We start from the raw sequence: 12,756 nt of genomic DNA, 5'->3' as shown, positions 1-12,756 counted from the left end.
CATCCTAATTCAACGGCGAAATCCCGCTAGCGATGGCTACCACATCGGCAGCCTTCGGCCCTCCTACAAGTAGCGCAGATGTCCCAGTTCAGTCAATTGCTGGACGACTTCACGCACTCGTTCTTCTTCGCTTTTGGGAGCCACCAATGTTGCATCTTGTGTATGTACCACGATCATATCTTGCGTTCCAATGGTGACCACTAAATGATCCTTATCTGATCGCACGATCATGCCGCTGGAGTCAATCGGCAAGTAGGATCCTTGTACAGCGTTGCCCTTCTCATCGGGGGCCACCAAACGGGCCATGGCTTGCCACGATCCCACGTCATCCCAGCGAAATGTGGTTTCGACAACCACGACGTTTTTGTAGTGTTCCATGACCGCAAAATCGATCGACTTGCCATTGATCTTGCAGTATTCCGCTTCAAACTTGCTCGTGAAATCCAGCTTGCCGATCGATGAAGCGATCTCTTGGATATGGGCAAACATTTCAGGCTCGTTCTCTTCGATCGCTTTGAGGATCGTATTCGCCTTCCACAAGAAGATCCCACTGTTCCAGTAAAAGCTGCCACTGTCAATGTACTGTTGAGCGGTCTCACGGTTGGGTTTTTCGCGAAATCGTTCGACTTGAAAAGCCGAGGTGTTCAACGTGCTGGGAATCGATTGCCCACGTTGAATGTAGCCAAAAGATTCGGCGGGATAATTCGGTTTGATGCCAAACGTGACAATGCGAGATGGATCTTCTTCCACTAGCGCCAATCCAGCTTGCACGGTGCGATGGAATTCCTCGCGGGGTTCGATCACATGGTCTGAAGGCATGACGATCATAGAGCCATCCGGATCGACCGCCGCAATCAGAGAGGCCGCGACAGCAATACATGGAGCCGTATCGCGTTTGCATGGCTCGCCGATAATGTGCTCGCGGGGCAGCAGTGGCACTTGTTGCGCAACGGTATCACTCAGCGATTGATTCGTGAGGATCAGGACATGCTCGGGCGAAACCAATTTGTTAAGTCGCTCGAAAGTCGCTTGCAGCATGGTCTGTTCCCCAGTCATCTGCAACAATTGTTTGGGCATGGTTTGGCGAGAAGCTGGCCAGAAACGTGTCCCTGAACCACCTGCCATGATCACCGCATGCAACATTTTTCCACCTTTACCAATCGCACTGTAGATTCAAAACTAAGTATTGAGGTATGTATCGTTGTTCAATACCATGCCGCCCGCTTTTGCTTTTACTTCTTGAGCGTTGATTGCCCACGAAGGATGTATCTCGATTGTAGCCTCGTCAGAAACGATTGCCCCAGCCTCGCGTAGCCATTTCTTATGCAAATCGCTGATCGCTTTCTTGGTTGCGGATGGTGTATCGGTGGCAGCGCCTTCCGCGTTCTTGACAGGCGCGAACACTTCCGATGCGTCACCTTCGACCACCAATGCGGATTCTGCCATAGGCAGAAGATCGAAAATGAATCGCTCAAACTTGAACGCATTTGGCTGCGTTGGCTTGTGAAGCGCACCTTTTTCGTCCACGAACGGAACCGCCTTGAAGGCTCGGTGGAAAGGCAACGCGGTCGCTTGGCCTTGCATGTTTTCCAAGAAGCGACGATCAAATAAGTGGACCGCGATGTTTCCTGCCCACAATTTAAGGCTGCCGTCCGCATTGGTCAGCTCAGCGGCTTCTTGGGGCAAATCACTATATTCAATGATCCTTGTCCTGCCATCGACAGACACGACGTTGCCCACTTTCTCCATCGGGAATCGCTTCTTCACCACTTGGGTTGTCACTTGAGATTTCGCAAGCAGATGATAGCCAATCAACTGAGGATCGCAGATTGGAACCATCGGGTTATCGATTTGACAGTAGAAAAAATGCAAAATATTGCGGTCGGCTGCATCTTCCAAGCAACCGTTTTTGGTCAGAGCGGACAAAAGGCCTCCGTGACCATTAGGGCTCAGGGCAATCTCGTGCGGAGAACTCATCAAAACCTTGCCAGACGTTGCGTCCACTGCTGGCATCGTGCCTTGGCAGAATATCCGCAGTTGGTCTTCCCCCAAACCGAAGCGATCGAATTCGCTAAAGAACATCCGCGTGGCCGCATCAGTCGCCGGGCTGGTCATCACATATAGGGGAATGGAAGCATGATACTTTCGCATCAGCGCTCGCAGACGATCGATCAGCATCTCAAACAACGTTCGGGAGCTTACCGGCCCGATGCGAAACATTCCCTTAGGATGCTCAAAACCCAATCGAGTCCCCTGGCCTCCAGCGGCGAGAATCATTGCAACTCGATTTTTGCTGAGTGCCTCTTCCCCTGCCGCCAGGGCTGCCGCCTCGGTAAAACCTGTCGGCTGCTGTCCCAATCGGATGGCTGTAGGAGGTTCAGCTCGTCGTGCCATCTCAGCCCAATTCGGTGTGTCCTCTTCACCACGCCAAAGAGAATCCAACCTACCAAAATCAATGTCGGAAATTTGAGAAGCGAGCGTTGTTTGTTGCCCGGGAGTCAACTCTTTCCAGTGGGCAATAAGGTGCTCTTGTTTGTAGTCACGCAGTATTTCATGCCATTGTGCTGTAGTCATTGATCTCCGGACCTTCGGCCCAAACGCTTGGTAATCGCGTTTGGGAAACATTGCTTAGGAAGCATTAAGTCGAATGATTGCCACAGCATAAATGGCATCACGATTTTCTAAAAGCCTGCCTGCCACACTTTCGCCAATCGATTTTCCAGTTTTGCCCCACAGTTGCGGGCCATGTTGCCTTTCATGATGCCGCTTGGGAATTACTGCTTGAACGTCGCCAAGCGAATGGAGCTATTGCCGTATGTTCCGCTTACTCTTGCATTGGGGCGTCTAAGCGGACCAACGTTGACGTTTGAGGCAGCCATCCATCCGAAGGCACGCCGCCAATATTCTGCACCCCGACCATTGGAATCTGACGCCTCGCATTGACTGCGATTGTTTTTCCGCTTGCACCAAGCTCCATTAGCTCCTCAATCGGAATTGCTACCTCGGCCACCCAGACGTCAGACCGAGAGCTTTGGGCCACGTACCATTTCGGATTCCAGATGTCAAAATGGTTTACCGAATCTTGACGACTGCCATCCTTGGAAATGGTGAATTGATAGTATGTGGCATAGTCGCGATCGGTATCCAGTCGAATCGAAATGTGGTCGACGGAGTCAAACACCCTATCACGCTGCTTGGTGGAAAGCAATTGCGTGCCGCTATTCTCTCCAGCAACTCGATCATTTGCTTCATCGCCCACTGCCGCTTGTCCCGCGAAATCCAGCGGACAGGAAATGCCCAAGTAGATGAATTGCGAATCGTGCGCAAGCTTGATGGTCGAACTAACAGCGATGTCTTCAAGCCAAGCGGACCGAAGTTCCAACTGTGGAGCTTGTTCCCATAGCGGATCGTTCAATTGTCCATCAAGCACCGGTCGCTGACTCGCAAGGTGACTTCGAATCAATGCGGCGCTGCTAGATCGCCCTTGCTCACTGACTTCAGCATTTGCCAGTCGCATCCAGCCTAGAACTGACTGCGATTGCGTTAGAGGTTTGAGCAACAGCACGGAGCGATCCTTCGACATCTCATCACGTCCCTCGATCGCCCGGCGCATGAGCAACCATCGCGGATCCGATAGCTGGTTGGGCAATGCCAACTTGAGCAATGAATCGTCCACAAACGGATCGCTTGCGAGATTGGCTTTCTGGATTCCTGTGGCGGAACTTTCCGAGGCGCGCAACGCCGCAGGTGCATCGGTTTGTTCTGACACTTGAGTAGCTGCAAGCGTGCCCTGGAATTCGGCCGTTTGCACAGGGGGCGGTCCTTCGTCACTGGCTCTATTTGACACCGACCGCAATGACGACGGCTCGCTGGCCGATTCAAAAGGGCTTACAAAAGCAGCCGGCGCGATGATGGCCGATTCGGCTGGGTTCGATTCTTCAGCTTGGCTGCTTGAATGGCTGCTGGCAAAGCTGCGCGAGTACTCTTCACTGCGAGCAAATTGTAATGCGAGATAGCAGGCGATTTCTCGCCAGACGCTTGGACGTGGATCGATCAGCGCTGATTCGACGCACAATCGCCAGTGTCGCCAATCGCCCCGCTGCAAGTAAACCAAACTCAGCTCCACCAGGAACCGACACTTGTCGTCCGGTGGCAACGTATCGGAGTATGCTCGCATGTCGGACAGCCACTTCTTCCGCTGGGCTTCATTCTGTAGATCCATCACTACCAAAGCGTCAAACGCTGCACTCATCTTGGTAGATGCCATTAACACTTGCAAATTGCGAAGCTTGTTATCCTGGACACGTCGGCGCGAGCCTTCGCTCTGCAGAATCCCGGCATAGTATGACGTATTCTGTATCGCGGTTCGACGTGTATTGGAACGGTTGGTATAGTCGCCGTACAACTCGCTGCTATTCCAAATGATTGTGCTGTGCGGACTGATGCCACCTGCATTGCGAGGAAGGTTTTGGCCAATCAGCTTTTCGACTTCGAAGGGCGACTGTAAAAGACCGCAAGCGATCCGCACACGATCAGCCACCGTTTGGCCCGATTCACCCAACAAAGCGGCTGGCTCGATCTTCCAATCTGCAAGTGACCCAACAGTTCTCCGCGGCATGCGACTGAGCGTACGCTGGACACGCCAGCTAGGTAACTCGAAAAATGCATCGTTGCTAGAAAGTTGAAACTTTGGATCACCCGCGATTTGAATCGCATGCAGCACAGCGGTCGTGCATCGCGACACGAAAGGTGATTGTGGGTCCGCTCCCGCCACCACGATAATGTCAGGACGCCAAGCTCGAATGGCCAAGATGATTTCTTTCTCGATTGGCGATATCTGCTGCCCTGTGGCATCGTACCCAGCCAAATCGATCGCACGATGGGAATTGCCGCTGAGTGAACCGACCGGGAAGTTCTTTAACATTTGGAAATGGGCTGCTGCTGACACCGAAGCGATTTGCTGCGCTCGTTGTTCAGAATCTGGCCAGACGTCCGCTTTAGATATGGCGTCTTGAGAATGAACTACCAATGCCCCCACGTGTTGCTTCTCACCCAAAGCACTGTGGACCATCGCGTCCAACGGCAGATCATTCACGCGCGCTGCGATCACCAGCATGCCTAGCTTGCTTCCGGCTTGATGCTTATCCCACCAGCCCTCTCCACCATTGCGTGTTTCGACGATGTTGTTCATCGCACCTACCGCGATCACCTGCGTTGCAGAAACGCGACAGCAGCCATGCAAAGGAACCGCGCAACCGGTCTGGTTGGCATGAAAGCTTTGCCCGTTATGGCTACTGAAGACCAACCCGGGCCAGTCCGTGGTCAACCATATCGATCCTTCCGCAGCGTGAATCGAAGTCAAGGAAACGTTTAAACTCGCCAAAGCTTGAGAATCAAAATGAATGCGTTGCCAACTGTGGAGGCTGGTGGATTTATACAGTTGGCCTTGGTCGCCGCAAAGCCAGACAGTTTTTCCATCAGTGGCTGCCCCTGTAAGTGGCGATAACGGATTGGCAGGCAAATCGACTTGTTGAAAATCGCGGCCATTCTGCGTGACGAAAACTCGCGATAGCCGATCGATAATAACGCCTTGAGCCGGGTTAAGCCAAGCTGCAGCTACAATATGCGCACACGGTGTTTCACGGCGATTGAAAGTGACTCCGCCATCATTGCTTTCAAGCAAAGCGCTGCGATGCTCGACCGAGTAATCGCCCCATACAAACAATTGGTCTTTTGAAAATGCTCGAATCCCCATCAATCGACCAAGTGGAATCAACGATGGACTTTGCCACGTTTGGCCTCCGTCTTCTGTTCGCAGTAAACAACCGTCGCTGCGCCCGGTCACCGGCCAAATAAAACCGCCAACAATAAAACCATGTTGAGGACTCGCAAATTCGACCTGTCGAAGATCGGCGTTCGCACCGATTTGTCGCTGACTCCAACGATTACCAGCATCCGTCGAGTGCATCACTAGCCCTCGGTCGCCTACTGCCCACAGTTTATCGCGTGAAGCGGCAGTGATGGATCGCAACGGAGCATCTGCTGCATCCGATTCACTGGTCATCCAGGGTACAGTTGGGCCACCCATCGCACTTCGAAACGTCGACGTAGCGATCGCGCAGAAACAAGCAAGCAAAAGTAAGGAGCAACGTTGACCAAACGCCGACAAAATCTTCCTCGGTATGCAATTCTGGTGGAAACCCATGCGATGAAACGAATCATCAAGTTGCGGGAAAGCGGTTTTAGACTCCGTTGCGGAGTATGCCAACCTCGCAGATTTACCGCAATGCTGAATCGGTTATCATTAGCGAAATGCAATCTTCACATACAGACATAACACGCGACGCGTTAACGATTTGGCAGGCTGGAGTCGACGCCGTGCGAGCGGATTCTGCTAGCTATCGAGCCATTTCTTGGGATGCCCCCTTCCTGGCGATCAACGAAGAAGAATTCGAGCTCAAGCCAGACTCGAAAATCTTAATCGTCGGTGCAGGCAAAGCGGCACTGGGGATGAGTCAAGGAGTCTGTCTGGCGCTCCAACAAGCTGGCCTTGGAGAACGGCTCTACGGATGGGTCAACGTCCCAGGCCTAACGCTTCCGCAAGCCGACCGCACCAACAATAACGTTCCAGATACCGTTCATTTGCATCCATCGAGACCCTTAGGTAGCAATCTGCCAACAGAAAAAGCAGTACAGGGGACACAGCAGATCATCCAACTAGTGGCAAACTGTCGCCCGCATGATATGGTCCTGTTTCTACTGAGCGGTGGCGGCTCAAGCCTGCTGGTCGACCCGATTGACGGCATCTCTCTGGCCGACAAGATCCGGATCACTCAGTCACTTAGCTTCGCTGGCGCAAACATCCATCAACTGAACTGCGTCCGTCGAGCGATCAGCAAAATCAAAAACGGCGGTCTCCTGCGAGCTTGTCGCGCGCAACAACTAGCGACCATTGTTATCTCCGATGTGCTCGACGACGACCTATCAACCATTGCGTCAGGCCCTACATTCCCTCAGCCACAATCCTCTGCTCTCGACGCGGTGGAAGTCATGCGATCTCTGCTTGGCGGCTCACACGAATCAACCAAACAAATTGAACTAGCACTGAAGGGACGGCGTGCCAGTCAAATGGAAAGCACACCGCCTTTGGCCGTCACCAACCATGGTATTCATATCTTGGCCAATAACGCAACGGCAGTGGATGCTGCCGGCGTAAAGGCTGTGGAGCTAGGTTACCGGTACATGATGCTGTGCCATCGAACTTGCGAAGGCGACGCGCGACACGTTGGCCAAAAGATGGCAGGCAACCTAGCCGGGCTGCTAAACAATGCCAACGTTGATTGTGAAATCGTAGGCGGTGAACCGACGGTGGACATGCATTCGCTGCAAGCCAATGGCTTAGAGTTAGGAAGCGGCGGTCGGAATCAACATGTGGTGCTGAGCGCTGCGCTTGAGTTACTGGATAACCCCTTGTTCGATGGATCAGCGGAGTTCTGCTTGCTCTCAGGCGGTACCGACGGCGAAGATGGCAACACCAATGCCGCAGGCGCTTGGATAGACCACCTTTCTCTCAATGCCCTGCGTAAAATCCGAGATCGAGCGCACTTCGCATTGGATCGTTTTGACTCAAATTCAGTGCTATCGGAATTAAACTCCGTCATCAATTGCGGTCTAACGGGAACCAACGTGTGCGACGTACGACTAGCCCTGGTACGCAGAACTTAGCACGCAAGAAACGCGACAATACTTCCATGACAAGCGGCAATACCATCGTGCCAGATTTGAAAAAAACTCCACGCGGCAACCGCTCAAAACATGATGCATCGATGCCCGAGTCCATCCACCTGCGTGGAGCTCGCGTCCACAATCTCAAAAATGTTGATGTAGATATCCCCTTGGGCGCGCTGGTGGTCGTTTGCGGTGTTAGTGGCAGCGGCAAGACCTCGCTGGCTTTCGACACGCTCTATGCCGAAGGCCAACGGCGTTACATTGAAAGTTTCTCTTCCTATGCTAGGCAGTTCCTTCAGCGTCTGGACCGCCCTGAGTATGACACGTTGGATAACTTGCCCCCCTCCATTGCGGTAACACGTAAAGGCGCGTCACGCAACAATCGCAGTATCGTCAGCTCAACGTCTGAAATCGATGACTATCTGCGTCTGCTGTTCGCAAAGATCGCGACCTTGCACTGCATTCACTGTGACTCCATTGTCCAGCGGAGCTCTCCATCGCTGCTAATGGACTGGCTAAAGACCTTGCCCAGCGGGCGACGAGCCATGCCAACCTTTGAACTGCAGTGGGAAGACACCACGGATTTAGCACTTCAGTTCGCTCACCTTCAATCATCGGGATTTGTGCGCGTCGTCATTGATCAACAGACACTCAACATTTCCGACGACAATCGCGAACAGTTAGCACACAGTGTCAGTCAAGCGACAAAGGTCTTGGTTGTGGTAGACCGACTCAAGTCCGGCGGCGATGATGACCGCTGGAGCGAAGCGTTGGAGAACGCGTTCGAATGGGGAAACGGTTCCATTGTGCTGTTGATAGAACAACATGACGTGGAAGCGTCGCTGCAGGATCGTCTCCCTAAAGAATTTTCCGTTATCGACGGGATGAAATACTTTTCCTTTGAGTTCCACGAGGATCTAGTGTGTGGAACTTGTGGCAAGGAATATCCGCTGCCAGACCAGCGGCTCTTTTCATTCAATTCACCAATCGGTGCCTGCAGCCGCTGCCAAGGATTGGCGGAAGTCCAAGAGTTGGATATGTCGAAGATTGTGCCAGACGCTTCAAAATCGCTGCGACAAGGAGCCATCGCACCTTGGACAACACCAGCGTACTCCCACGAACTCGATGAATTACTAGCTTTGGCTTTATCAGAGAAGCTGGACGTCGACAAACCTTACGAGAAACTTTCCGCTCGTGAAAAAGCAATTGTGTTTGAAGGTAGTAAGAAACATAACTTTGGTGGACTACAAGGTTTCTTTGCCTGGCTTGAACGCAAGAAGTACAAGATGCACGTGCGGATCTTTGCAGCACGCTGGCACACGTATAAACCTTGCCCACAGTGCGATGGTCTGCGATTGCGGCCAGAAGCACTGGCATTCAAGATTAGTGGAAAAAGCATTTCGGAACTGAACCGATTGACTGTGCAAGAACTCCAATCGTTCTTTTCACATATAAGCCTGACTCCCTTTGAAAAATCAGCAACCACGTCGATCCTCAACCAAATCAGCAATCGCCTCGATTACCTGACGGCGGTTGGCCTTGATTACATTCAACTGGACCGACCGCTGCGAACGTTAAGCGGAGGCGAACAAACACGAGTCAATTTAACGAGCGTCTTGGGCTCTAACCTCGTCAATATGCTGTACGTCCTGGATGAACCAACCGTAGGCCTTCATCCATCAGACAGCCAGCGTTTAGTAGACGTCATCTGCAGATTGCGCGATCGCGGCAACACCGTCTTGGTTGTCGAGCATGAACCGCCGATGATCTTGAATGCGGACTATTTGATTGAGGTCGGTCCGCTAGCAAGTCGCAGTGGCGGCGAAATTGTATTCGCGGGATTACCTCATGATTTGAAACGTGCCAAGACGTTGACTGCGAAGTACCTGTTCCAGGCAACGCGTGGCCAAGAACTGAGAGCCAATCGTAAACTGGCAAATTTCATTCATCTAAAAAACGCGCATGGCAACAATCTCCAAGGCATCGACGTCGATATTCCGTTGGGCGCTCTGTGTGTGGTCAGTGGTGTGAGCGGCAGCGGCAAAAGTTCGCTTATCAACGAGACGTTGTACCCAGCCGTATTGCAGCGATTAAACCTGCCGACCGACAGCGTTCTGCCTTATGATCGCTTAGACGGCAAATTTACTTTTGATGAATGTATATTGATCGATCAAGGGGTTGCAACGCGGTCATCACGGAGTGTTCCAGTGACTTTGGTAAAGGCCTTTGACGACATTCGCAATCTATTTGCCCAAACCCGGGATGCTACCTCGGCCAATCTCAGTGCGGGAAGTTTTTCTTTCAACAATGCGGAAGGCCGTTGTTCCACTTGCGAAGGAAACGGTAGCCTCGAAATTGACATGGTCTTCTTGGCAGATGTGCAAGTCATCTGCCCAGACTGCAATGGGAAACGGTTTCGCCCCGAAGTGCTCGCGGTGCGTTATCGTGACCTAACGATCTCCGAAGTTCTAGATTTGAGCGTTGCAGAAGCGATCGAGTTTTTTCGCGGCGAGCCAAAGATCCAAGAAAAGCTCAGCGTGCTGACCGAGGTTGGACTCGACTACATCCAGCTTGGGCAAACTTCTTCCACGTTATCTGCGGGCGAAGCGCAGCGATTGAAGTTAGCCCACTACCTGTTAAACGCAGCCAATCGTCGAGCGTTTATCTTGATGGACGAACCAACCACCGGACTACACTTTTATGATGTCGAAAAACTGATTCGTTGCATGCAGAAGCTGGTCGATGCGGGACATAGTTTGGTGGTTGTAGAGCATAACGAACAGATATTAAATGCCGCGGATTGGATTATCGATGTGGGCCCCGGATCAGGCACCAACGGTGGTCGCATTGTTGCGTCCGGGCCACCTCGAGTTGTGATGCAGTGCAAGGAGTCGCGCACAGCCTATCACCTCCGAGCTTAACGGACTGGCGCTTCGTAGGGAGGCGAAGCCTGAGGTTGAAAGGCGCCTAGTATGTCCGGTTGCAAGGAGAACTCAGGTTGCTCAGGCGGGTAGAAGACCGGTCGCGCCGGAACCGGATGAAATCGCGGCCACGGCGGAGCTGACTTGGCTTCCTTGTGCTCTGCGATCTTGCGGCTGAGCCAATTGCTGTGAAGACGCCCGGTGAGACTTCCTGGCATACTAATTAACGGCGCTTCATAGTTTGGTGGACATGAAACTGACGCCAGATCGCCGCAGCCAGACCCCTGCAACGTATGTACGAACGGGCGATGAACGCTATGCTGAGGAGCATGGCAACCAGTAGTCGACGACAGCCCCGCTAGGGCGATCAGACTCATGGAGACTATGGCTCGAACTTGCATTTTGTCCGCTTGGTTGCTTTTCATTAGTGGATGGTCGAGCGACCGGTAGCTTGTGATACTCGCGGTAACTCGTCTGAGATGGTCATCTCTAGAAAACGGCCACTTCAGACCGCTTACCAATTGAATCGGATATCCGAATTGCGCAGATTAGGGGAACTTTAGCGGAAAACCGATTTCGTCTAAACTACGCGGCTTTGCGTAAGGCTTTGACAGGTATTCTACTTACCGACCTTCCCTAAAGCCCCCAGTACTTCACCAAAATCGTACCGATGAACGACGTAGAATTGATGCAAGCGATTGACGAACAAGTGGCCCACATTTGGATGGTTCGCACGTTCTTAAAACATTCTGATGAAGTCACTGACGACGAAGAGTTGGCCGAAGTCCACCGCGAGTTGTATGATTTTGCCCACGCGCTTGGCGCTCCCTTCGATACTCAAGATTCCAAGCAGTACTTGCATCTCACGCGAAAGAAAATGTCAAAGCTCAAGCAAGCAACGAACTTGTTCATCGAGATACAGCCCGAAGTTTCGGGACACATGAACTACCGGATGGCCGCCAGATCTTTGGGAGCTGCCGTAACGGTCATTGGCCAGTTACTAGCAGCCCCCGCAGTCTGAACGCGATTCGGTCCCAGGCATGCTTGGAGCGTAGAACGTCGCTTACCAATGTGATTGCCGACGTAGCGAAAACAGGGAAGCTGGCCTAGGTAACCAACCCCCGCGCCAATCGCAGTGAAGACCGATTACCCTCGCTCCAGCATCCGCGAGCGAGCCATCGCATCTTCGGCCAGTGTGATGTATTCCTGGTTCTGGGTCCCCGCCCATGCCTTCTGATAAGTCATACTCAAAGCGGTGAAGTTGAACCATTCATCTGGTTCCAAATCGCACGCGTTCTTTCCATGGGCCACTGCTTTTTCATGCTCGCCAGTCTGCGTGTAAAGTTTGGCCAACGCCAAATGAGTCAACACATGGTCCGGGAAATCCACGGCGATTTGCGCTAATTTTTCAATTGCAGCATCGATTTGGCCTGAATCTTTGAGTCGTTCGGCCTCGTTGTAACGTTCGTTGAGCGTAGTCATTTTTCCAATATGGTAAGGTTATCAAGAAGTGATATGCTATTGTTACGATTTCCAATTCGGTTGCAACCGGTTGAAATGGGGCAAGACAACTGCAGCCTTCGCAATTCCTTGCCGTCGGTAACTGAGCTACAATAGAAAAATGTCAATGCTTTCCGCCAATCATCTCGTTCGTTCAGGTCAGGGCTATGCAGTATAAGCTGGTACTTGTGAATACCGCCCAAGGCAGAGAGTCGGCCGAATGGATTCTTACCCCTCCTTCGATCGTTGGACGCGGGTCGGACACGGATATTTCTATCAATCATCCTTCGATCAGCCGTCGGCACTGCCAGTTTCAGTTGAATCCTGAAGGTGCTCTTACCGTTCGCGACCTAGGCTCTACCAATGGTACCTATATCGATGATCGTCGGATCAACAGCGCGACCTTGATGAACGGTGATTGCGTACAGTTAGGCGCGATTACACTGCGTATCGAGTTGCGATCAGACACGGTTGTCTACGATGATCCGCCAAAAATCACTGATGATATGCTGGAGACGCAGCGAGTGGAAATTCTCACCGCAGAGAAAATGGCCAAGATCAAGCGTGGTGAAATTCAACCTTAGCACGCTTGAATTGTTGCTAGCCA

General features: G+C 52.2%; 8 protein-coding genes. 4 read left to right on the top strand and 4 right to left on the bottom strand.

Translation table 11 applies throughout. The annotated features are described in order from the left end of the window. Positions 1-63: 63 nt before the first annotated feature. The 3 genes from SH302x_RS07535 to SH302x_RS07525 all read right to left on the bottom strand — a co-directional run bounded on the left by SH302x_RS07535 (position 64) and on the right by SH302x_RS07525 (position 6,088). Positions 64-1,143 (bottom strand): mannose-1-phosphate guanylyltransferase, encoded by a 1,080-nt coding sequence (locus SH302x_RS07535; protein ID WP_479368118.1) that lies wholly within the window; start codon positions 1,141-1,143, stop codon positions 64-66. A 36-nt stretch (positions 1,144-1,179) separates the two neighbouring features. After that, positions 1,180-2,574, bottom strand: coding sequence for a UTP--glucose-1-phosphate uridylyltransferase (locus SH302x_RS07530; protein ID WP_479368117.1), 1,395 nt, complete (start codon positions 2,572-2,574; stop codon positions 1,180-1,182). Positions 2,575-2,824: 250 nt separating this feature from the next. Beyond that, positions 2,825-6,088: a hypothetical protein gene (locus SH302x_RS07525; RefSeq protein ID WP_479368116.1), complete on the bottom strand. Its 3,264-nt coding sequence runs from the start codon at positions 6,086-6,088 to the stop codon at positions 2,825-2,827. Positions 6,089-6,312: 224 nt separating this feature from the next. On the opposite strand from SH302x_RS07525, the gene SH302x_RS07520 reads away from it, so the two are divergent. The 3 genes from SH302x_RS07520 (at position 6,313) to SH302x_RS07510 (ending at position 11,670) form a co-directional block, all read left to right on the top strand. After that, positions 6,313-7,725 carry a glycerate kinase type-2 family protein gene (locus tag SH302x_RS07520; protein ID WP_479368115.1) on the top strand — a complete coding sequence of 471 codons (1,413 nt, stop codon included), beginning with the start codon at positions 6,313-6,315 and terminating at the stop codon, positions 7,723-7,725. After that, positions 7,689-10,649: an excinuclease ABC subunit UvrA gene (gene uvrA / locus SH302x_RS07515; protein WP_479368114.1), complete on the top strand. Its 2,961-nt coding sequence runs from the start codon at positions 7,689-7,691 to the stop codon at positions 10,647-10,649. Before SH302x_RS07520 ends, uvrA begins: the two co-directional genes overlap by 37 nt. 670 nt (positions 10,650-11,319) lie before the next feature. After that, a complete protein-coding gene (locus SH302x_RS07510; protein WP_479368113.1) occupies positions 11,320-11,670 on the top strand; it encodes a cobalamin adenosyltransferase family protein in 351 nt (116 codons plus the stop codon). Positions 11,671-11,795: 125 nt separating this feature from the next. Here the strand turns inward: SH302x_RS07510 and SH302x_RS07505 are convergent, their stop codons facing one another. Further along, entirely contained in the window at positions 11,796-12,131 is a 336-nt protein-coding gene (locus SH302x_RS07505) for a tetratricopeptide repeat protein (RefSeq protein ID WP_479368112.1), read from the bottom strand. Positions 12,132-12,316: 185 nt separating this feature from the next. On the opposite strand from SH302x_RS07505, the gene SH302x_RS07500 reads away from it, so the two are divergent. Next, positions 12,317-12,733: an FHA domain-containing protein gene (locus SH302x_RS07500; RefSeq protein ID WP_479368111.1), complete on the top strand. Its 417-nt coding sequence runs from the start codon at positions 12,317-12,319 to the stop codon at positions 12,731-12,733. Positions 12,734-12,756: the final 23 nt, after the last annotated feature.

This window comes from Njordella calcicola (genome assembly GCF_056494125.1).
Note: the sequence above shows the minus strand (reverse complement) of the source record. Positions and strands in the feature narration are given on the sequence as shown.